Raw genomic sequence first — 22,020 nt, 5'->3', positions numbered from 1 at the left:
TTAGTCCTCCTCAATTGGCCTTTGCCCATTATAAATAGTATTTAATACTTCTTCTGTAACATCTTTGGCATGTCCATCATAAACGATTTCCCCTGCTCGAATACCAATTACACGTGTTGCATATTCCAAAGCTAAATCGATATGGTGAATATTCATAATGATGGTCATATTCATTTCTTTATTAATGCGTGCAAAGTCGCCCATTACTTGATTTGCTGTAACTGGGTCAAGAGAAGCGACAGGCTCATCAGCTAAAATAATACCAGGTGTTTGAGCAAGGGTACGTGCTAAAGCGACACGTTGCTGCTGCCCACCAGATAATTGGTCTACGCGCACGAACGCTTTATCTAAAATACCTACTTGGTCAAGTGCAGTAAGCGCTTTACGTTTTTCTTCTTGCGTAAACACTCCTAATAATTTACGCCATGCTGGCATTTCGGGTACGAATGATACAAGTACATTTTTTAAAACGGTTGCACGTGTGACAAGGTTAAAAGACTGGAAAATCATACCGATATTACGGCGAAGTTTACGGACACCAGCACCTCTTAATTTACGCACATCTGTTTCATTTACATACAGCTCGCCATCTGTAATATCATGCATACGATTAATGCAACGAATAAATGTCGATTTACCAGCACCGGATAAACCGATGACTGCTACATATTCACCTTGTTCAATTTGTACGTTAATATCTTTCAAGCCTTTAAAGCCGTTTGGGTATTGCATTTCAACATGCTTGAATTCAATCATTTAAAAGCTCCTATCATGTATTAATTATGTCTAGTATTAGACATGGCATTGCAAAAAAGATGTCCGAGATTGTCAACATGACGACTCGGACATCTCAAAAATACATTATTGCGCGTTCAATTCTTGAACTAATTTTTGCGCTTTACGCTCATCATCGTAATCAGCAGCATTTGCTTTTTGATAGCCTTCGTGGCTGTAAATCGCAATTACTTCTTTACCTTCATCAGTTTTAGCAATTTCGATGAAAGCATTTTGTAAAGCTGCTTTTAAATCATCGCTCATAATTTTTGAGTTTTGGCTTACGCTAATCGTATCGTTGTAGATTTTTGGCATAACACCAAGAACGTTTGTTTCGTCCCAGATTGAAGCTGGACGACCAAATTCTGATTGCCAGCTACCCTCGTAATCACGACGAGCATCTGCGTAAGTTACTAAAACGTCAGTTTGTCCAGCAGCTAAACGTGCAAAAGCGCTTCCGTAAGAATCTGCTTGAACTACTTTTGATAAATCTGGAATTGTTTTACCGAAGTTCTCTTTTAACCATAATGCTGGATAAATGTAACCAGCTGGAGAAGAAGAAGACATAACGTTCCAGTTAGCACCGTCTAAATCTTCGAAAGTTAATTGCTCACCAGCATTTACTTTCTTCGCTAATTCTTGTCCTTTTTCAGAAGGACCTGCAATTAATATTGCGCGGTATGAAGTTGCTTGTACATCTGTTGCCGCAGTTGGCTTGTTGTTATTCCATTCTTTTGCATCGTCAGAGTCATTGTTTAAACCTGAACGAGTTGCAGTAAGGATAACCTCTGCGCCATCATCATATAATACGTATGTTCCACCGGGGATTAAACCAACATCTGTTGTACCTGCTGATAAAGCTTCACCAACAGCCTCATAGTTAGTACCAACATTAATTTCGATATTTTCTACATCAAAACCCTCTTTGGCTAATTGATCCTTTAGTAAATTTTTTAAAGGCTCAGTTGCTGTAATAATTTCTTCAGGATTACGTGATGGTACGAAACCAATTAAAAGCTTGTCTATTTTTGTATTGCCATTTTCAGCTTTTTCTCCGCCATCTTCCTTTTTACTCTCTTTGTCTCCGCATGCCACTAAAACAGCTGCAAGCAGGATAGATAACGCGATTAGCATGAACTTTTTCATACTAAATTTCCCTCCTCAAAATGTGATGCATTTTACAGTATAAACTATATCGCTAAAACATTAAACATATATTTTTGTAAAAATATATTGATTTTATGTAAAGATATTCTGATTAGCTGTTTAAATACAAAGGATTTCAATTATGGTAAGTAGAAAGTAATAATGGTAGGATGTAAGACTTCTTACAAATATTTGCCTTTACGATATATTATAAAATAGTGTAAGCTGTAGCTTGATAAATTAAAGCTGCACTCATTGGATTTTTCATCTTAATTCAACGAAACTTTTTGTAACTTTAGTGTAGTGTTAGGTATAAATTTACTGTCTGTTACTGTAGGACTAAAGAAATGGAGTGACATGAATGAAACAGCAACGTATTCGACTGTTAGCAACGAGTGATATACATGGCTATGTTATGCCAACAAAATTCGGATTCGATAAAAATGAAAATTTAGGGCTAGCGAAACTTGCAAAAATTATTGAACAAAAACGTTCTGAGACACCAACTTTATTAATCGAGAATGGTGACTTTATTCAAGGGAGCCCTTTAACATATTATCAATATAAATTTGCGCCAAATGAGGAAAATGCAATGATCGCATTAGCAAATGCAATGCAATATGATGCGGGGGTTTTTGGTAACCATGAGTTTAATTATGGGCAAAAAGTTGTGCAGCAGGCTGTAAGCGAGGCAAATTATCCTTACTTAGCGGCAAATATAGTAGATGATGCAGGACAACCAATAGCGCAGCCTTATATCGTTAAAGAAATTGAGGGTGTTCGCATCGCAATTTTAGGATTAACAACACAGTTCGTACCTATATGGGAAGCACCAGCACATATTGCAGGCTGGCATTTTAAAAGTGCCTTTGAGACAGCTAAAGAATGGGTGCCACAAATTCGTGCAACTGAAAATATTGATATTATGGTTATTGCTTATCATGGTGGCTTCGAAAATGATTTAGAAACTGGTGAACAAATCGAATTTACTGGTGAAAATGAAGGCTATCAAATTTGTAAAGAGCTAGATGATGTTGATATTGTTATAACAGGGCATCAACATAGACTTATTGAAACGAAATTATTTGGGAAATCAGTCATACAGCCTGGCACAAAAGGCGTTTGCTTAGGTGAAATAACAATTGATGTGACGCTCGATGATGCTGGTAAAGTAATTAGCTTTACGCATGAGCCACAACTACATTATATTGATGATGCAACTATTGTGCATGATGAAATCGTACAATTAAATGCTTCGATATATGACCGAACAGATCGTTGGCTAGATGAAACAATCGGCACAATTAATGGTGAAATTCATTTTGATGATGCGTTCCAAGCACGCATTAAAGAGCATCCTTATGTAGAGCTTATTAACAATATACAAATGGATGTTTCTGGTGCAACGATTTCATCTACAGCATTATTTCACGATGAACCAGGTGGCTTACCGAGCAAAGTAACAATGCGAGATATTGTAACGAACTATATTTATCCAAATACATTAGTAGTTTTGCGTTTAACAGGTCAAGATATCATAGGTGCACTTGAGCAATGTGCTTCTTATTTTACAATTATGGAAAATGGGGAGCTTGAGGTTTCACGTGCTTTCACTTATCCAAAATCTGAGCCATACAATTACGATATGTGGGAAGGTATTGACTATACTTTTGATATTCGCAAGCCAGTTGGGGAGCGAGTAGTATCAGTTTTAAAAGATGGACAGCCATTACAACGAGATGCTACATATGATGTTGTGATGAACAATTATCGCGCTACTGGAGCAGGCAACTTCCCAATGTTTGTAGGCAAGCCTGTGGTGAAGGATATTCAGATTGATATGACAGAAATGATTGCAGACTATTTTATGAAGCATCCAATTATTGACGCAAGCTGCAACGATAATTGGAAAGTGGTTTATTAATAGGCAAAATGCCTGCTGAAATTTATATTTAGCAGGCATTTTGTTATTTTGTAAGTGTAATGATGTTATGAATTAGGCTATTGTTTTAATGACAATCCCAATTATAAAGTACTTTGCTAAAATCTTTACGCTGCAAATCATCTTCTGAAATAAAGAAATTACCTACTCCACAATCTCCCCATAAAATATGGTCGCCGATACTATCTACTTGTAATAATAGAATCGTAGAATCTGTGTAGTCACCATAAGCTCGTGGGTCCTGTTGTGTAAAGAAAGGATAACCGCCAATTTTGTGACCTGTGCCACTAAATGTGTCGTAGAATTTATCTTCTAACTCCTCATTATCCTCTAAATGCTGTCGAATTGCTTCATAGACCTTATTGCTACGAAAATCATCAATCATTAAAGGTTCAAAGCTTTCTTCGAATGATAATGCCATTTCCTTTTCAACAGGGAAATATAGCTCTTCATCCTTTAATTCAACAAAAGAAAAATCTTGTATTAATTGCGACTCATCTTGAATAATTTGTTCATGAAAGATAATGCGGAAGCCAGCTGGATTTTGTCCATTGTCAAAATCCATTCCTAAAACATCATCATAGCCATCGATGTAAAATTGCAAAATGCCTTCAGATGGGAAGTGAGGTAAATGCTTTGGTACATCGGCGAAATTAATTTGGGCAAGTAACTTTAAAGGCTGTCCACTTTCATTTTTCGGATAGTCCATTGTTAAAGGAAAATAAGGGTTACCTTCAAATTTGCTTTCAAATAAAGATGTTTTGCGTTCTACGGTTTCAATATTGATGACGGGTTGTAGAGTTTTTTCGATTATTGCTCGGTATTGTTCAAACTCTTGAGGGAGCTGTAAAGAATGGGTAGTTGTCATTTAAAAGCCTCCTAAGTTTTAGTTAATTTAATTATAAGAACTAATGTTCCCTTTGGGAATAATCGAAAAGTCACATTTTTTATCCGCAAAGTATCTTCAAAGCTGTTGAATCTTTAAAATAACAGATATTTCTTAATACGCTCATGAAATTCTTATTCGTATCATAAACTACCGATAGCATAATTGATTGATAGGAGGGGCCACTATTCAAATTCATGTAGTGAGAGCTGGAGAGAATTTATGGAGCATTGCGCAAGGCTATGGGACGACGGTTAATGTCATTGTGCAGGCAAACCAAATTCCAGAACCGGATCAGCTTGTTATCGGGCAAGCATTGGTGATTCCGATATATGGGAATTTTTACACTGTGCGTGCAGGAGATAGTTTATGGTCAATTGCTCAAAAGTTTCAAATGAATTATTTGACGTTGGCACAAATTAATGGGATTAATCCGAATCAAACATTACCAATTGGCTTGCGTTTGTATATTCCGCCACGAGCGAAAAGCAATACGGAAGCATTAGCTTATATCGAGCCTCGTGGAAATACAGTGAGTGAGGCAGTATTAAATCAGGCACGTGAGGCTAGCCCATCTTTGACCTATTTAGCTCTTTTTAGTTTTGAGGCACAACGAGATGGATCAGTAAAGGCGCCTCCAGTAGGGGAAATTCCTGCTATCGCTCGTCAATCAGGTACAGTAATGTCACTTGTTGTAACGAATTTAGAAAATGGTGATTTTAGCGGCGAGCTAGCGCAAGATATTTTACAAAGCAGTGCAGTACAGGAGCGTTTATTAAATAATATACTAGCTGAAGCACAGCGTATAGGAAATGTTAGGGACATTCATTTTGATTTTGAAGCATTACCTGAAAGTCAACGTGTAGCATATGTGCAATTTTTGCGGCGAGCAGTTGAAAAGTTCCATCCAGCAGGTTATTTCGTATCAGCAGCACTTGCACCAAAAGTAAGTGATGCGGGGCAAGGCCCATGGCAAGTAGCACATGATTATGGGGCAATTGGAGAAGTTGTAGATTTTGTTGTACTTATGACATATGAATGGGGTTATATTACGGGCCCTCCTATGGCAGTTTCACCGATTAATGAAGTTGAGCGCGTGTTAAATTATGCATTAACAAAAATGCCCGCAAGTAAAATTATGATGGGGCAAAATTTATATGGCTATGATTGGCCTTTACCATTTGTGCAGGGGCAAACGAGAGCAACTGCACTAAGCCCACAAAGAGCGATTGAACTAGCAAAGCGCTATCATGCGGCAATTCAATATGATACAACTGCACAGGCCCCTTACTTCCATTATGTTAATCAGGAGGGACAGTCGCATGTTGTTTGGTTTGAGGATGCAAGATCAATCCAGGCAAAATTCGATTTAATGAAAAGACTTAACATAAGAGGAATAGCCTACTGGCGTTTAGGATTACCATTCCCACAAAATTGGCTATTACTAACAGATAATTTTAATATCCAAAAAAGATAGGTTCAACACTGTAATTTGGGGCAGATTAAAAACATAGCATGTAGTTTCGTTTATTTTCGACCACCTTCGAAAATAATTATATGGAGTTATACCCAATAGAAATCAATGGTGGTTTCAGCCTTCTACAAAAAAATAGCAGTTACTTATAAATAGCGTTCCTTTAGTAATGTAAGGAACGTTTTTTTGTGGCTATTTAGAATTGATTCCGTCAAAAGAGCATAGGTAAATAGACTAGTATGTATAGTAATAGAGGTAAAATTATTATAAATCGAGTGTTCAATTATAATGAATATTGTATACTATTAAAAACGTGGTCAAGCTGTTAAAACTTACGTTTGTTACTAATTATTAAAGGGGAGATTACTGAGATGAAAGGATTCAAACTAGTTGCTATTTTATTTTTAATATTACAATTAGTTTTACCAATGTCAGTAAGTGCGCAAGAAGCAGAAAATCTTGATTACTTAGCGTTAGGCGATTCTCTTGCAGCCGGTATACAAGAAACGGGCGAGCTTGGGCTTAGCTATGCAGATTTTTTAGCACTTAGCATGACAGAAGAATATAATTTAAGTTCATATAATAAAGGATTCGCTTATCCTGGTTATACAACAGCAGATGTATTAAATGATATTAAAAATAATGTTACTAAACCTATTTATAATGCAGATGGACTGCAAAGTGAATCGGTTGCAATACGAGATGCAATTGCTAATGCAGAAGTGATTACAATTAGTGCAGGTGCAAATGATATACTTAAACATTTTAATAAAGAAACGTTAGAGTTCGACCTAAAGGGTGCTTTCGAAGGTATCCAGCAAATGGGAAAAAATTATGAAGCAATTTTAAAAGAAATTATAGCAATTAACCCGGATGCATACGTACTTATCATGGGCTATTACAATCCATTCCCATACTTAGATGACAGTTTACAAGTTCAATTGGATGCACTTGTATCAGCAATCAATAAAATAATTCGAGAAGCATCATCTAATCAAATGGCAATTTTTGTGGATACAGCCGAATATATTGCCTCTGATTTTAAAACATACTTACCAAACCCACAAAATATTCATTTAAGTGAAGCTGGGTATAAACTAGTAGCGGATTTATTTTTAAATGAGATTTATTACTATTTATACAATTATGACGAAGAAGAGTTTGAGTATTATGTCTTTACAGATACAGAGGGACATTGGGCAGAGGAATACGCTTCATTTGTAGCGACAACTGGTATTATGAATGGCTATGATGACGGTTCATTTAAACCAGATCAAGAATTAAAGCGTGTGCAATTGGCATCAATCGTATCTCGCATAATTGGTGATGAAACAGCAAAAGCAGCGCCATTCAAGGATATTTCAAGCTATGCTAAGGAAACTCAGCAAGCTATTGCAGTCGCATATGAAGTAGGAGTTATGAATGGAAACGGTAATTCTTTCAATCCAGAGGAGAAAGTAACGCGTGCACAAATGGCATTAATTATTTCTCGTCTATATGAGTATTTCTTTGATGAATCCTATGAGCCAGAAAAAATAGCACCATTTAAAGATATTGCGGGCTATGATTTGGAGGCACAAAAGGCAATTACATTGCTATATGACTATCAGATTGTTCAAGGTGTTGGTGACAACAAGTTTGCACCAAAAGATTCTGTAACGCGTGCACAAGCAGCGAAAATTATTACAGAGTTTATTTTCTCAACGTTATTTGAATAAAATAAACCTTCAATCAGGGGCTGGTACTCCTGCGGTTACTCGTCGCAAAAGTACAGTCTGTTCTTACGGAATAAATGAAAAGAGCTATCTAGAATCACTTTCTAGGTAGCTCTTTGTATGTTAAGTTGAAAGAATGTCTATATTTCTTGCTTGAAGAAAAATAACAATCAGTGGGGGAGGAGGAAAATCCATTGATTGTTAGTTTCATTTTATTCTTTCCATTTTAAACCTTCAAAGAAGCGATATACTTCTTCGAAAACAAGTTCACGTTCTTGGCCAAGCGTTAAAATATGTCCAGAGTTGATAAATGTTTTTACGGATTTAATGCGAGATTTAACAGAACTATAAATAAGGTCTGCGCTTTCGCAATAATAATCATCATCTTGTAAGCCACGTAAAATATGGACAGGTGCTTGGATATTTTCAAGTTTTGCACTTGTATCGTTAATCATGCCTTGTAAATATTCAAGTGATGGCATTTTTACAGCTCTTGCAATGCTTGTACGGTTATCTGTTGCTTCATCAAATGTTCCTGATAATTTTTTATAATTAATTGTATATTCGATAACGCGATTTTGAAGACTGTCAGTGTTTTTAGCAATTGCTGGTGCACTCATTGCAACGATAGCTTTTGTTGGACGTTCAGCACCAAGCTTTAAGGAAAAAATACCACCTAGAGAAACGCCTGCTACAGCAATTTCCTCATAGCCAAGATTGCGTAATGCGTCATAGCCCTCAATTACGCTATCCCACCATTCTTTAGGTGTTGTTTGAATTAATGTAGTTGGGTCACTGCCATGACCTTTATATAGTGGTGCATGCACTGTGTAATTGCGGTCTGATAAATAACGACCAAGACGTTTTACATCATTCGTATTGCCTGTGAAACCATGTAATAAAAGTACGGCACGTTTACCTGCTTCAATTGTGAATGACTTTGGGGCAACAATTTTCATAATAAGCTCTCCTCTGTAGATTAGAATGTGACAATTTTAAGAAAAATGTATTTTGATTATTGTAATTATCTTTATTTTTTGATATGCAATGCTGTTATTAAAGCTTATTATAGTAGTGAAAAAATATAAATACAATTTATTATTTCTATCATTTCAATTCCATTTGGTTATTAAAAGGAGGGGTAAAATGGAAATTCAACAATTATATTATTTTAAAATAGTTGCAACGCTACAGCATATGACACAGGCTGCAGAGAAATTGAGCATTTCACAACCAGCTTTAAGTAAATCGATTGCTAATATGGAGCAAGAATTAGGAGTGCCTCTATTCGATCGACAAGGCCGCTCTATTTTTTTAAATCGCTATGGGGCGTTATTTTTAGAGAGTGTAGATATCATTTTAGCTGAGCATAGTAAAGTAGTGCAGGAGTTTGCTGAAATTACGAAGCCAGGATTTGGGGAAGTTTCCTTTGGGTTTATACATACGCTCGGTATGGAAGTTGTGCCAGAGCTGATGGCGCATACTTCGAAAAAATACCCGAATATGCAGTTTACATTAACACAATCGACATCATTGCGTTTATTAAAATTTTTAGAGGATGGCGATATAGATTTATGCTTATCGCAAAAAATTGAATCGAAAATTTTAGATATTAATTGGATAGAGCTTTGGACAGAGGAACTTTTTGTTATTGTGCCAGAAAATCATCCTTTAGCAGAGCGGGAATATATAAAGTTAACTGAAATTAAAGATGACCCATTTATTTCGATTAAGCGAGGAAACTCGCTTCGGCAAATGGTTGATACGCTATTCCAGTCAGTTGGAATTACGACAAACACTACTTTTTCAGCAGAGGAAATGCACACTGTGGCAGGGTTTGTTGGTTCAGGGCTTGGGGTATCATTAATTCCAGATATTAAAGGACTTGACCAATTTAATGTCAAAAAATTACGAGTAAGTGAGCCACCTTGTTATCGTAAAATAGGGCTTTCATGGGTGAAAAATCGCTATATTTCACCAGCAGCAAATGAGTTTAAAGATTTTTTAATCGAAACATTACTAAGTCAAGGACAAAAATGAGGTGAGCAATTTGTTTCAACAGAAAAAATTAATTGCCAAACTACCTGTGCAGGAACGCGTTTTTTGGACTGAGCAATTAGAAAAGGCTGAGCGTGGTGAAAGGGAGGCGATTTATGGCCTTGTACAACTATGCGAAAACAATGAATGGTATACAGAGAAAGTATTTTGGCTTCAGCAAATAGATGATGAGGCTGAGGTGCAATATGAGCTCGCTAATTGTTATTTTGCTGGACAAGGTGTGGAGGAAAATGAGCAAAAAGCATTGAATTACTATAAAAAAGCAGCATTGCAAAACCATCCAGATGCGGCTAATAATTTAGCGGATATGTATTTGAATGGTGAAGGCGTAGAAGTGGATAAGCAATTAGCGTTTAATTGGTTTATGAAGGCAGCGCAAGCAGGTGTAGTAGAGGCAATGTTTACATTAGGCATTATGTATGAGCAAGGGCTAGGAACTGAAGCAAATGAAGAAAGTGCATTTCATTACTATTTAAGCTCGGCAAACGGTGGTTATGTAGAGGCTAGATATCAAGTAGGAATGATTTATTTAGAAGGTTTACTAGGACAGCCACAAAATGTAAAAGAGGCAATTGAATTTTTCTTATTAGCAGCAAAAGAGTATCATGTCGATGCGTTATTTAATTTAGGATATATTTTTGCGGAGCCACAGTATCATATACAGGATGGAGCAAAGGCGTTGCATTATTTTAAGCAAGCAGCTCTACTTGGTGATGCCGAGGCAAAATGGCAGCTTGCCAAGCATTATGAAAACGGCATAATCGTTGCACGCGATGAGCACGAGGCAGAAAAATGGCGACAAGTTGCTAATCAAGAATTGGAGGGATAAAGTGAACTGCAATCTGGAAAGGTCCTCATCGCCCACAAATTGCTATAGTGGAATATTTTTCATCCTGAAGAAATGCTTGTGTGACAGATATCGTGTTTTTCTCAATTGAACTTTTTCGGATAGCTAATCCCAAATTCTATTTTATGTTGCACTTAAATCTTGAATTAGAAGTCTTGTACCTACTGTGTTGCTGTCACTCGCCGCAGAAAAACATTGCTTACTCGCTACAGAAGATATTACAAACCATTTATTTGGGGAAAATTAATTATCATTATTCTATTTCAAAAAAAATTTATTTGCATATAGGTACGAAAGGTCTATTGGTGACTTTTCTATAAAAAGGTATAATATACTATAAAATCAATGTGGCTATACAAATATCTATGAATGTAAAAAAACCCCAAGAATCGAAATATGCTATTTTTGGCTTCTTTTGAATTTGGAGGCTGGTACTTTGTACTTGATGCTTCGCCTTTAGTTAAGATAAATTAACTCAGCGTAGAAAATATTACAGCCCGTTAGTGTAAGATAAATAAAATTAAGACAGTTTGGATGTGAGAATATGGGCGAACAATTATCATTACAAAAAAATGAGGTAAATCAAGAAATGCGTGATTTACAAAGAATTTTATTAGAGCAGCAAGAGGATATCACAGCGCTATGTACAATTATAGAACAGCTAAGAAATGTACCTGAACATAGTATTTATAGTAAGGACCAACTGCAAAGTACAGCTAAACTCAAGCAAATGCAAGAAAGACAACAGCAACGATTTCAACATTTAGACCAGCTTATTTTTACAAATAGACGCCAGCTTAAAAAAGATCATACGATCGATAGTAGTATAATGACATTCGGTAAAGAAGTACGAAAAATGGAGGCGGGACTTCGCACTTTACGGTTATTTTGTGAAGATGTAGTAAAAATGACAGCGGTAGAGTATACTGCCCCAAATCGAGCTACGGATAGAATTTATTATTTTGACAAGCGTTCAAAAGCACTACAAGTAGAAATTTACACATTGAGAGAGGAAATTGATAAAAAACAATAATTTTAGAGAAGTGGGTGTTGCTATGTTCTTGAGAAGAAATGTAAAAAAGGAGCGTATTCATCTAGATCATCTAACTGTTGGGATGCACATAGACCAAAATTCTAAAATCGCAAAGCAAATTAAAATGCTGAAAATGACAGATGAGGACTTGAAATTTTTGAAAGCATTCCAGCCATATGTGGAACAAAATATTGATAAGATAGTTGACCAATTTTATGATGCAATTGGTATGGAAACAAGCTTAACAAAAATTATTGACGATAATAGTTCTGTAGAGAGATTAAAAAAGACGTTAAAAAAGCATATTGGAGAAATGTTTAGCGGCCAAATCGATGGTCAGTTTTTTTTAAGGCGCCAACGGATTGCCCAAGTACACGTACACATTGGCTTACCGACGAAATATTATATTGGTGCATTTCAAAACCTCCTTATTAGTTTACTGGAAATAATTGAACAGGAGATTGAGCATCCTGAAGATCAATTTGCTACATTAAGGGCTGTTTCAAAAATATTAAATTTTGAGCAGCAAATTGTGTTGGATGAGTTTGAAAATGTAGTACAGCAAACGAACATTAAACATGAGGAACAAAAGCAATATGTAAGCCAACAAATAATAGAAGCAACAGAAAATTTAGTTGCTATTTCTGATCAAACTTCAACGGCTGTTCATCAGCTACATCAACAATCCGAGGAGGTTGTAGATGTAGCTGCGCAGGCATTGCAAATTTCTAGTGATGCAAAAAGTCGTGCAAATGAAGGGAACAGCCAAATTAAACAATCCTTGCAGCAAATGGAGCAAATCATTCAATCTGTAGAAGAAATTTCGCTAGATATCAATAAACTTGTAACGATTTCAAAGGAAATGGAAAGCATTATAGCGATTGTAACTAGCATAGCAGATCAAACAAATTTGCTATCTTTAAACGCTGCGATAGAGGCTGCACGTGCAGGCGAAGCAGGTAAAGGATTTAGCGTTGTAGCAGGTGAAGTGCGAAATTTGTCGGAACAAACCAAGCAATCTACTAAAAATGTAACTACTCTATTACAAAGCTCTAATATTCAAACAGAGAAATTGTTGTCATCAATGCAGCGTATACAAGCTGCAGTAGCTCTAGGCGAGCAAAGCCTATCAGCAACGGCACAAAGATTTACGCAAATTTTATCCGCAATGGAAGAGCAACAGCAAAAAAATAGTCTAGTTGGACAAGAAGTGCATATGATTGGTCAAGTAATAGATAATTTAGGTTTGGCGTTTAATGAGGTGTCGCACTCAGTTGATTCGTTAGCGACAGTTGCCAAAGAGCTAGTTTAAAAAGACCAGCAAGCTGTCATAATAAGTTATTAAAAATAGCTTATTATGATAGCTTTTTTCATGTTAAATTTCACGTATACTATAGCGTATAGAAATTAATTACGATAGGGGAATCATTAATGAAAAATATTGTAATGATTGTTTGTTCATCGATAGTGGTGGCTTTTGCTTATAATTTTCTACTCATTCCGCATGAAATATTAAGTGGAGGTTTAAGTGGAATTGCAATTTTACTCGGTATTGTAACACCAATTAACACTGGGATTTTGAACTTGCTACTTAACTTACCGCTTATTATTTTAGGAGTGATGAAGCTAGGGAAGCGTTTTATTAGCTATACGATCTTATCAGTCGTTGTGTTATCTGTAAGCTTATATATTATTCCTGTATATAAGGCGACAGAAGATCCGATTTTGGCGTCATTATTTGGAGGAGTAATTGTTGGGCTTGGTGTGGGTGTTATTTTCAGAGCATCTGGCTCATCTGGAGGCTTTGATATTATCGCGATGCTACTAAGCCGTAAACGAGACTTCCCACTAGGTGTGCTTATCTCCTTAATGAACGGTGTAGTAGTGGCAATTTCAGGCTTTGTCTTCAGTTGGGATGCCGCACTTTTAACGCTTGTATCAATTTATGCCACAGGCAAGGTTGTTGATACGGTCCATACAAGTCATATTAAGCTAACGTTAATGATTATTACGAGCAAGGGAGAGGAAATGAAAGAGCAGCTCCTTTCTAATTTATATCGTGGTGTGACGATTATGGACGCACAAGGAGCTTATTCAGGTGAAGGGCGAAAAGTGTTAATGACAGTTATCACACGCTATCAGCTTGCTGAAGTTCGTCATTTAATTGAAAAAGCAGATACTACGGCCTTTGTGAATATATTGCAAACTACTGAAGTAATTGGAATGTTCGATCGTAGCTCGAAATAACCGTAGCTATTTTGTCACAAAACGTGCCTTAAATATAAAGTAAAATAATAGTAAGGAAATTGACGTTTAGCAAGGAGAGACAACAATGAAAACAATCGTAGTTATTGGTGGCGGTATTACAGGGCTTTCAACAATGCATTATTTGACACAACAAATACAGGAGCAAAATATTGACGCGAAACTTATCCTAATAGAAGGAAATCATGAGCTAGGTGGGAAAATTCGCTCTCAGCAAATGGGTGAATTTACGATGGAAACAGGTGCGGATTCTATTGTAGCTCGCCATCCAGGAGTACTTGATTTGGTGCGTGAAGTGCAGTTCGAGGAAGAGCTTGTTTATAATGCAACAGGTATTTCCTATATTCATACAAATAATGAATTGCACGCGATTCCATCAGGCTCTACATTCGGTATTCCGATGAGTAAGGAATCACTAATGGCAAGTACACTATTAACTGATGAAGAAAAAAAACGTGTATTACAAGATGCAGAAATCCCAAATGACCGTTTTACAAAGGAGAGCTCCATTGGCGAATTTTTGGAATATTTTCTAGGGGGAGGAATTGTCAAAAAGCAAATCGCACCAGTATTAGCTGGTGTTTATTCAGGTGATTTATATGAATTGTCGGTTGCTTCTACACTTCCTTATTTAGTTGATTATAAAAATAATTACGGCAGTATTATGGCAGGCTTTAAAGCGCATCGTGAGCAATTTGAAAAAGCGGCTGATAAAAAGTTCATTTCGTTCCGCCAAGGAATGTCAGCCTTTATTCACCATATTGAAAAAAGCCTAACGAAAGTGCAATTTTTAAAAGGTATTGAAGCGATATCTCTTATGAAAGAAGAAGAGCACTATAAAATTACTTTAAGCACGGGGCAAATTGTTGAAGCGGATATTACGGTGCTTGCTGTGCCGAATGAAACCGTTAAGCAATTGTTAATAAATGAGCAGCTAACACAACATTTTGAGCAATTTACTAACGGCTCAGCTATTACGCTTTATGCTGGATTTAATGTGCCAGACTCAGTGTTACCAGCGGATGGAACAGGTTTTATCGTTTCACATAATAGCGATTTACAATGTAATGCTTCTACTTGGACAAGTCGTAAATGGGCGCATACTTCTGAAAATGGCAATTTATTAGTGCGCCTGTTTTATAAAGATAGCAACCCACGTTATGAGGAGCTTGCGGCAATGTCAGATGAGCAACTAACGAAAGTGGCATTACAGGATATCAAGCTTAGCTTAAATATTGAGGATGAGCCAATTGTTGTAAATGTGACAAAATGGATAAATAAAATGCCGCGTTATGATCTTGCACATCGTGATGCTTTACAAACAGTGGAACAAGGATTGGAAGAGCATTATCCCAATGTACTGCTTGCAGGCTGCTCTTATTATGGCGTAGGAATTGGCGCGTGCATTCAAAATGGTCGTGATACAGCAGGGAAAGTTATGGCTAGAATATGCGACAATATGTAGCGAAATAGTAGGATATTTCGTACGTTTAGCAAAAAACACTTCTCAAATGGCAGACACTACTCTATAATGAACAATAAGAATTTAATAAGTATTCAAAATTTCTTATCGAGAGAAGCAGAGGGACTGGCCCAGTGAAGCTTCAGCAACCAACAGTTATGTCAGGTGCTAAATCCAGCAGGTGTATACCGACAGATGAGAAGGAACGACATGAACAAGTAGAGCCTTCTTTAATGTATTTTAAAGAGGGCTTTTTCTTTTGATTTAATGGGTACATCAAAAGAAAGTGTCACAAATTTTGAAAGCCAAGGCGTAATTGATGTTTATCATTAACTGAAGGTGAGGATATAAAAATGGGGCTACGTGAAGCATTACAAACGAGAGTATTAACAGCAGACGGAGCAATTGGTACGCTGCTTTATTCATATGGATTAGATTATTGTCATGAAGAAATGAATGTTACTAGACCTGAAATTGTTGAGAAGATTCATAGTGAATATCTTGCTGCAGGCGCAGATGTCATTCAAACAAATACGTATGGGGCAAACGCAATTAAATTAGCGCGCTACGGATATGAAGATCGCGTACAAGAATTTAATACAGCAGCGGTAAAGCATGCGAAGACGGCTGTTGGTACAGGCGGGCAATTTGTACTCGGTACAATCGGTGGTGTACGCGGTATTCGTAAAAGCGATGCAACATTAGAAGAAATTTTAGTAGCGATTCGAGAGCAAGCGCAAAGCTTGTTAGCAGGTGATGTAGATGGGTTATTACTTGAAACGTACTATGATTTTGAGGAATTATCGGCAACGGTTAGCATGCTCCGTCAATTAACAGATAAAGTGATTGTGGCGCAATTAACGATGCATGAGCCAGGCATTTTACAAAATGGTATGCGTTTAAATGATGCATTAACGCAGCTTGACGCACTTGGTGCAGATGTTGTTGGGATGAACTGCCGTTTAGGTCCATATCACTCCATTCAAGCAATGGAAACGGTGCAATTGCCAAAGCATGCTTTCCTTTCTGCTTATCCGAATGCTTCTTTATTAGATGTTGAAGATGGACGTGTTGTTTATGAGTCAGAGGCTGATTATTTTGCACGGGCAGCTGTAGAATTAGTGGGCCAAGGTGTACGTTTAATTGGTGGCTGCTGCGGCACAACGCCAAAGCATATTGAAGCAGTGAAAAAACGTTTAGCGGGTATTACACCTCTTACTGTAAAGGAAATAAAGCCTGTTAGCGTAGAGTTTGTACGTGTACCTGAGCCGCCTGTTGAGGAGCCTCTACATATTAAAGTAAAGCATCAGCGCTCTGTTATTGTAGAGTTAGACACACCACGTCATTTGGAAATTGACGGCTTTGTTAAAGGGGCAAAGGAGCTTTATGCAGCCGGAGCAGATGCGATAATGATGGCGGATAACTCCCTTGCATCACCACGTATTAGCAATATTGCAATGGCTTCTATTTTAAAATTGCAGCATGGTGTGCGAGCATTGCCACATTTAACATGTCGTGATCGTAATTTAATTGGTCTGCAATCGCATTTGATGGGCTTAGATGCGCTTGGCTTACATGATATTTTAGCTGTCACAGGTGATCCGACAAAGGTAGGTGATTTCCCTGGGGCGACAAGTGTTTACGATGTATCATCAATGGAGCTTATCTCATTAATTAAACAGTTAAACGAAGGTATTTCTTTCTCAGGGAAGCCTTTACGTAAGCAGGCGAATTTCTCTGTAGCTGCTGCCTTTAATCCGAATGTGCGCGTACTAGATCGTGCGGTAAGCCGACTTGAGAAGAAAATTGAGCATGGGGCAGACTACTTTATTTCACAGCCTGTTTATACGAAGGAAAAAATCGTTGAAATATATGAGGCGACAAAGCATTTAGAAACGCCAATTTATATCGGAATTATGCCGTTAACAAGCTTCAAGAGTGCAGAGTTTTTACATCATGAAGTACCAGGCATTAAATTATCTGATGAAGTGCTGGCACGTATGGAAGCATGCGGTGATGATAAAGCGAAGGCAACCGCTGAAGGCGTTGCAATTGCACAGGAATTACTTGAGACAGCATGTGAATATTTCAACGGTATTTACTTAATTACACCATTCTTACGTTACGATATGACACTACAATTAATGGATTATGTGAAACAATTAGATGCACAAAAAGGAGTTAAAACAAATGTTTAATCATCCGATTGAGGAACAACTAGCGAAGCGCATTTTAATAATTGATGGCGCAATGGGTACGATGCTACAAAACGAAAATTTAACATATGATGATTTTGGTGGCGAGGAACTAGATGGCTGTAATGAAAACCTTGTCTTAACACGTCCCGATGTTTTACACAAAATACACCGTGCCTACTTAGAGGCAGGGGCAGATATAATTTGTACGAATACATTTGGTGGTACGCCACTTGTATTAAACGAATATGATTTAGGACATAAAGCGACTGAAATTAATAAGCGCGCCGTGGAAATTGCGAAGGAGGAGGCAGCAAAGCTTTCTACACCAGAATGGCCGCGCTTTGTAGCGGGTGCTATTGGACCTACAACAAAAACGCTATCTGTAACGGGTGGTATTACGTTTGATGAGCTACAGGAAAACTTCTATGTTCAGGCACATGCACTAGTAGAGGCTGGAGCAGATTTAATTTTACTTGAAACAAGCCAAGATATGCTAAATGTTAAGGCAGCTACAATTGCTGTGCGCCGTGCATTTGAAGAGTTAGGAAAAGAATTGCCAATTATGATTTCAGGCACAATTGAACCAATGGGTACAACACTTGCTGGGCAATCAATTGAGGCGTTTTATATTTCCATCGAGCATGTGAAGCCAATATCTGTTGGTTTAAACTGTGCAACAGGTCCAGAATTCATGACAGATCATATTCGCTCATTATCTGACTTAAGCACTAGCTATGTGAGCTGTTATCCAAATGCAGGCTTACCAGATGAAAATGGTTGCTATCATGAAACGCCAGAGTCTTTATCAAAAAAGCTGCAAGGCTTTGCAGAAAAAGGCTGGTTAAATATAGTGGGGGGTTGCTGTGGTACGACACCAGCACATATTGCTGCAATTCGTGAAGCGGTAGATGGCTATGCACCTCGTCAGCGCCAAGCATCGATTGGTGGACATGTTGTATCTGGTATTGAGCCACTACAATACGATGAATCGATGCGTCCATTATTTATCGGTGAACGTACGAATGTTATTGGTTCACGTAAATTTAAAAATTTAATTATCGATGGCAAGTTCGAGGAAGCAGCGGAAATTGCACGTGCGCAGGTTAAAAGCGGTGCGCATGTTATCGATATTTGCTTAGCGAATCCTGACCGTGATGAAGTAGCGGATATACGCGGCTTTATGCAGGAGGTAGTGAAAAAAGTAAAGGTACCTCTTGTAATTGACTCAACAGATGAAAAAGTAATGGAGGAAGCGCTGAAATTTTCGCAAGGTAAGGCGATTATTAACTCGATTAACTTGGAGGACGGCGAAGAACGCTTTGATGCGGTATTGCCTTTAGTGAAAAAATATGGTGCATCACTTGTAGTTGGTACAATTGACGAGCAAGGGATGGCCGTAACACGTGAGCGTAAATTAGAAGTAGCAGAGCGTTCTTATAAGCTGTTAACAGAAAAATGGGGCATATCACCAGAGGATATTATTTTTGACCCATTAATGTTCCCTGTAGGTACAGGGGATGAGCAATATATTGGTGCAGCAGAGGAAACGATTGAAGGAATTCGACTTATTAAAGAGAAATTACCTGGCGTTTTAACTGTGTTAGGTGTAAGTAATGTATCTTTCGGGTTACCACCAGTTGGACGTGAAGTGCTAAATGCAGTGTATTTATACCATTGTACACAAGCAGGACTTGATTATGCGATTGTTAACACGGAAAAGCTAGAACGTTATGCATCTATTCCAGAAGCTGAAATTAAGCTAGCGAATGACTTAATTTTCAATACAAATGATGAAACACTTGCTGTCTTTACAGATTTCTATCGCGATAAGAAAAAGGAAAAAACAGAGGCAGATATTCCGAAAACGGTAGAGGGGCGCTTAGCTTACTATATTTTAGAAGGCACGAAGGAAGGCTTAATTGCTGATTTAGATGCCGCATTAGAAATTTTCGATACACCATTAGACGTTATTAATGGGCCGTTAATGGATGGGATGGCGGAAGTAGGTCGTCTATTTAATGACAACCAGTTAATTGTGGCTGAAGTACTACAATCAGCAGGGGTTATGAAGGCTGCAGTTGCTCATTTAGAGCAATTTATGGAGAAGAACGACGACTCTGCAAGCAAAGGGAAATTAGTATTAGCGACGGTAAAAGGTGATGTGCATGATATCGGGAAAAACCTCGTTGATATTATTTTAAGCAATAATGGCTTTAAAGTAGTTGATCTTGGTATTAAAGTGACACCATCTGAATTAATTGAAGCAATTCGCAAAGAGCAGCCAGATTTTGTTGGTTTATCAGGTTTACTCGTAAAATCTGCTCAGCAAATGGTATTAACTGCACAGGATTTCAAGGAAGCAGGTATTGATATACCAATTTTAGTAGGTGGTGCGGCTTTATCACGTCGCTTTACAGAAACAAAAATTGCAGCAGAATATGATGGTCCTGTTATTTATTCAAAGGATGCGATGCAAGGTCTGGATTTTGCGAATCGTTTAATGAATAAAGAAGGGCGTGAAGAGCTTTTACAGGAGTTGCGTGATGCACGTGAAAAGCGTATTGAAGCAGATGAGAAGCGTGCTGCTAAACCGAAACCGGAGCTCCCAGCTAAGTTAGTTCGCACAATCGAAGATGCACCAGTATTTGTGCCGACAGACTTAACGCGTCGCATTAAGCGCAATTACTCTGTAGCGCATTTACAGCCATATGTGAATTTACGTACATTAATTGGACACCATCTTGGCTTAAAGGGCAATGTTGAGAAGCTATTAGAAGAGGGAGACAAGCGTGCAGTAGAGCTGCAGGAGCTGGTATCAGGCTATTTACAGAGCGATACATTCAAACCTTCAGGTATGTATCAATTTTTCCCTGCACAAGCAGATGGTGATGATGTTGTGGTTTATAGCCCAAATGATGCGAAAACTGAAATTGAGCGCTTCACTTTCCCACGTCAGCAAGTTGAGCCATATTTATGCTTAGCAGATTTCTTGAAAACAGTGGATAGTGGCGAAATGGATTATATCGCATTAATGGTTGTAACGGCTGGTCATGGTGTAAGTGACAAAGCGCGTGAATTAAAAGAGCAAGGACGCTTCTTAGAAAGCCATGCCCTGCAAGCAACAGCACTTGAGCTTGCTGAAGGATTTGCTGAGCGTATTCACCAAGAAATTCGTGACCAATGGGGCTTCCCAGATGCAACAGACTTCACGATGCGCGACCGCTTCGCAGCAAAGTACCAAGGGCAACGTTTCAGCTTTGGCTACCCAGCTTGTCCAAATTTAGAGGATCAAGAAAAGCTATTTGGCTTGTTAAAACCAGAGGAAATCGACGTACAGCTAACTGACGGCTTTATGATGGAGCCTGAGGCAAGCGTATCCGCGATTGTCTTTGCGCATCCAAATGCAAGATATTTTAATGTTTAGTGATGTTAAAGCTACTAGGAAATGCATTTCCTAGTAGCTTTTTATAAAAGAAAACTAAAGGTTTGAAAACAATAAAATAACCAGACAAGCTAATTTTTACGAGGAGGAATCGCTAATGATTCGTAGGGCACTAAAAGAAGATGTAGCAGGTATGCTGGAAATTTTTAATGATAATATTTTAACGAGTACCGCAGTTTATTTATATGAACCACAAACATTAGAACAGCGAATAGCTTGGTTTGAGGCAAAGCAAGTAGCGAATGAGCCGATTTTTGTTTATGAGGAAGAGGGACAAATTGCAGGCTATGCAACATATGGACCGTATCGTGCGTACCCAGGCTATGCTTACACTGTGGAGCATTCCGTCTATGTACATAAGGAGCATCAGCGCAAAGGAATCGCAACAAAGCTGATGCGTGCGCTAATTGAGGAGGCAAATGTACAAGGCATGAAAACGATGGTTGCTAGTATTGATGCTGAAAATAAGGCGAGCATTATCTCACATGAAAAGCTAGGCTTTGAGTATTGTGGCACGATTCGTAATGCAGGCTATAAATTCGAGCGCTGGTTAGATGTGTCATTTTATCAGTTGAATCTGACAGGTCCCAAAATTTAGTACCAAGTCATATGACACTTGTCATAAAAAAGTAGTGATATTTATGTCTACTTGTATATCGTTTGATTGTTTAATATTAAGTTAACAAATCGAACGAAGGTAGGGGTTCACTTGGCACTAACAGATGCTGAAAAAACAAAGCAGCTGCGTAAAGACGTAGCGCCATATGCAAAGTCAGAA

16 protein-coding genes, 1 pseudogene and 1 riboswitch are annotated in these 22,020 nt (G+C 37.8%); of the genes and pseudogenes, 13 read left to right on the top strand and 4 right to left on the bottom strand.

Annotated features, from left to right (window positions below; all coding sequences use genetic code 11):
* Together phnC and TY13_RS19040 are read right to left on the bottom strand one after the other, a co-directional pair.
* Positions 1 to 756: a phosphonate ABC transporter ATP-binding protein gene (gene phnC, locus TY13_RS19045; protein ID WP_042479189.1), complete on the bottom strand. Its 756-nt coding sequence runs from the start codon at positions 754 to 756 to the stop codon at positions 1 to 3.
* A gap of 105 nt (positions 757 to 861) precedes the next feature.
* The gene (locus TY13_RS19040; protein ID WP_042479188.1) at positions 862 to 1,920 is read right to left on the bottom strand and encodes a phosphate/phosphite/phosphonate ABC transporter substrate-binding protein; all 1,059 of its coding nucleotides are present in this window, start codon (positions 1,918 to 1,920) and stop codon (positions 862 to 864) included.
* 361 nt (positions 1,921 to 2,281) lie between these two features.
* Between TY13_RS19040 and TY13_RS19035 the strand changes: the two genes are divergently transcribed.
* Positions 2,282 to 3,844: a bifunctional metallophosphatase/5'-nucleotidase gene (locus TY13_RS19035; protein ID WP_042479186.1), complete on the top strand. Its 1,563-nt coding sequence runs from the start codon at positions 2,282 to 2,284 to the stop codon at positions 3,842 to 3,844.
* Positions 3,845 to 3,929: 85 nt separating this feature from the next.
* Here TY13_RS19035 and TY13_RS19030 read toward each other — a convergent pair whose 3' ends face one another.
* Complete coding sequence (locus TY13_RS19030) at positions 3,930 to 4,730, bottom strand: YwqG family protein (protein ID WP_042479185.1); 801 nt, start codon at positions 4,728 to 4,730, stop codon at positions 3,930 to 3,932.
* A gap of 205 nt (positions 4,731 to 4,935) precedes the next feature.
* Here TY13_RS19030 and TY13_RS19025 point away from each other — a divergent pair, with 205 nt between their 5' ends.
* On the top strand, positions 4,936 to 6,225 hold the full coding sequence (locus TY13_RS19025) for a glycoside hydrolase family 18 protein (protein ID WP_042479235.1): 1,290 nt from the start codon (positions 4,936 to 4,938) through the stop codon (positions 6,223 to 6,225).
* Positions 6,226 to 6,593: 368 nt separating this feature from the next.
* Positions 6,594 to 7,940, top strand: a complete 1,347-nt coding sequence (locus TY13_RS19020; RefSeq protein WP_042479184.1) for an S-layer homology domain-containing protein — start codon at positions 6,594 to 6,596, stop codon at positions 7,938 to 7,940.
* A gap of 209 nt (positions 7,941 to 8,149) precedes the next feature.
* On the opposite strand, the gene TY13_RS19015 is transcribed toward TY13_RS19020, so the two are convergent.
* Entirely contained in the window at positions 8,150 to 8,896 is a 747-nt protein-coding gene (locus TY13_RS19015; RefSeq protein ID WP_042479182.1) for an alpha/beta hydrolase, read from the bottom strand.
* 187 nt (positions 8,897 to 9,083) lie between these two features.
* Here TY13_RS19015 and TY13_RS19010 point away from each other — a divergent pair, with 187 nt between their 5' ends.
* From TY13_RS19010 to TY13_RS18970, 10 genes and pseudogenes are all read left to right on the top strand, one after another.
* Positions 9,084 to 9,977: a LysR family transcriptional regulator gene (locus TY13_RS19010; protein WP_042479180.1), complete on the top strand. Its 894-nt coding sequence runs from the start codon at positions 9,084 to 9,086 to the stop codon at positions 9,975 to 9,977.
* A 10-nt stretch (positions 9,978 to 9,987) separates the two neighbouring features.
* Positions 9,988 to 10,824 (top strand): tetratricopeptide repeat protein, encoded by an 837-nt coding sequence (locus TY13_RS19005; RefSeq protein ID WP_052344390.1) that lies wholly within the window; start codon positions 9,988 to 9,990, stop codon positions 10,822 to 10,824.
* Positions 10,825 to 11,386: 562 nt separating this feature from the next.
* Entirely contained in the window at positions 11,387 to 11,875 is a 489-nt protein-coding gene (locus tag TY13_RS19000; RefSeq protein ID WP_042479179.1) for a hypothetical protein, read from the top strand.
* Between the two features lie 22 nt (positions 11,876 to 11,897).
* Positions 11,898 to 12,416: pseudogene (locus TY13_RS21400) on the top strand (protoglobin domain-containing protein); the annotation flags it as partial.
* Positions 12,408 to 13,187, top strand: coding sequence for a methyl-accepting chemotaxis protein (locus tag TY13_RS21395; protein ID WP_407637749.1), 780 nt, complete (start codon positions 12,408 to 12,410; stop codon positions 13,185 to 13,187). The pseudogene TY13_RS21400 and the gene TY13_RS21395, both read left to right, overlap by 9 nt.
* Before the next feature lie 119 nt (positions 13,188 to 13,306).
* Complete coding sequence (locus TY13_RS18990; protein ID WP_042479176.1) at positions 13,307 to 14,122, top strand: YitT family protein; 816 nt, start codon at positions 13,307 to 13,309, stop codon at positions 14,120 to 14,122.
* Positions 14,123 to 14,207: 85 nt separating this feature from the next.
* Positions 14,208 to 15,605 (top strand): protoporphyrinogen oxidase, encoded by a 1,398-nt coding sequence (hemG, locus tag TY13_RS18985; protein WP_042479175.1) that lies wholly within the window; start codon positions 14,208 to 14,210, stop codon positions 15,603 to 15,605.
* A gap of 99 nt (positions 15,606 to 15,704) precedes the next feature.
* Positions 15,705 to 15,804, top strand: a riboswitch (SAM riboswitch).
* A 151-nt stretch (positions 15,805 to 15,955) separates the two neighbouring features.
* The gene (locus tag TY13_RS18980; RefSeq protein ID WP_042479173.1) at positions 15,956 to 17,800 is read left to right on the top strand and encodes a bifunctional homocysteine S-methyltransferase/methylenetetrahydrofolate reductase; all 1,845 of its coding nucleotides are present in this window, start codon (positions 15,956 to 15,958) and stop codon (positions 17,798 to 17,800) included.
* Positions 17,793 to 21,224, top strand: coding sequence for a methionine synthase (metH, locus tag TY13_RS18975; protein ID WP_042479172.1), 3,432 nt, complete (start codon positions 17,793 to 17,795; stop codon positions 21,222 to 21,224). The genes TY13_RS18980 and metH overlap by 8 nt, the downstream gene beginning before the upstream one ends.
* Before the next feature lie 115 nt (positions 21,225 to 21,339).
* The gene (locus TY13_RS18970; protein ID WP_042479171.1) at positions 21,340 to 21,840 is read left to right on the top strand and encodes a GNAT family N-acetyltransferase; all 501 of its coding nucleotides are present in this window, start codon (positions 21,340 to 21,342) and stop codon (positions 21,838 to 21,840) included.
* Positions 21,841 to 22,020: the final 180 nt, after the last annotated feature.

It is taken from the genome of Bacillus ndiopicus (genome assembly GCF_000612805.1).
Classification (GTDB): Bacteria; Bacillota; Bacilli; order Bacillales_A; family Planococcaceae; genus Metasolibacillus; species Metasolibacillus ndiopicus.
The sequence above is the reverse complement of the archived record's forward strand: the minus strand, read 5'-3'. Positions and strand labels throughout refer to the sequence as shown.

Bases quoted from the DNA above. Each gene is read 5' to 3' on its own strand.
- TY13_RS18990 (WP_042479176.1), top strand. From the start codon at position 13,307: ATGAAAAATATTGTAATGATTGTTTGTTCATCGATAGTGGTGGCTTTT.
- TY13_RS19040 (WP_042479188.1), bottom strand. From the start codon at position 1,920: ATGAAAAAGTTCATGCTAATCGCGTTATCTATCCTGCTTGCAGCTGTT.
- TY13_RS19020 (WP_042479184.1), top strand. From the start codon at position 6,594: ATGAAAGGATTCAAACTAGTTGCTATTTTATTTTTAATATTACAATTA.
- metH (WP_042479172.1), top strand. From the start codon at position 17,793: ATGTTTAATCATCCGATTGAGGAACAACTAGCGAAGCGCATTTTAATA.
- hemG (WP_042479175.1), top strand. From the start codon at position 14,208: ATGAAAACAATCGTAGTTATTGGTGGCGGTATTACAGGGCTTTCAACA.
- TY13_RS19035 (WP_042479186.1), top strand. From the start codon at position 2,282: ATGAAACAGCAACGTATTCGACTGTTAGCAACGAGTGATATACATGGC.
- TY13_RS18980 (WP_042479173.1), top strand. From the start codon at position 15,956: ATGGGGCTACGTGAAGCATTACAAACGAGAGTATTAACAGCAGACGGA.
- TY13_RS19000 (WP_042479179.1), top strand. From the start codon at position 11,387: ATGGGCGAACAATTATCATTACAAAAAAATGAGGTAAATCAAGAAATG.
- phnC (WP_042479189.1), bottom strand. From the start codon at position 756: ATGATTGAATTCAAGCATGTTGAAATGCAATACCCAAACGGCTTTAAA.
- TY13_RS19015 (WP_042479182.1), bottom strand. From the start codon at position 8,896: ATGAAAATTGTTGCCCCAAAGTCATTCACAATTGAAGCAGGTAAACGT.
- TY13_RS18970 (WP_042479171.1), top strand. From the start codon at position 21,340: ATGATTCGTAGGGCACTAAAAGAAGATGTAGCAGGTATGCTGGAAATT.
- TY13_RS19010 (WP_042479180.1), top strand. From the start codon at position 9,084: ATGGAAATTCAACAATTATATTATTTTAAAATAGTTGCAACGCTACAG.
- TY13_RS19030 (WP_042479185.1), bottom strand. From the start codon at position 4,730: ATGACAACTACCCATTCTTTACAGCTCCCTCAAGAGTTTGAACAATAC.